At 71.4% G+C, this 276-nt stretch carries 1 protein-coding gene; it reads right to left on the bottom strand.

The annotated features are described in order from the left end of the window. Nucleotides 1–276 (bottom strand): cation diffusion facilitator family transporter (locus tag ACSNOK_RS34180; RefSeq protein WP_436784621.1); only part of this gene is annotated, 276 nt, incomplete at both ends.

Genomic DNA, 276 nt, shown 5'->3' with positions numbered 1-276 from the left:
ACCCGGATGCGGTAGACCGCGACGAGTTCGTTGCCGAGGAAGCCGACGAGCCCAGCGAGGGCGACCCAGCCCAGGTGCTCGACGGGAGCCGGATCGAGCAGGCGCCGGACCGCCTCGACACCTGCGACCACGGCCGAGAGCGCGATCATCGCAACGATGAAGAGCCCGGCGAGGTCCTCCGCCCGCCCGTAGCCGTAGGTGTAGCGACGGTTGGCCGCGCGCCGGCCGACGACGAAGGCGATCCAGAGCGGGACCGCGGTGAGCGCGTCAGAGAAG

The sequence above is a fragment of the Streptomyces sp. URMC 126 genome (assembly GCF_051386555.1).
GTDB lineage: Bacteria > Actinomycetota > Actinomycetes > Streptomycetales > Streptomycetaceae > Streptomyces.
This window is presented reverse-complemented; position numbering and strand designations above follow the sequence as displayed.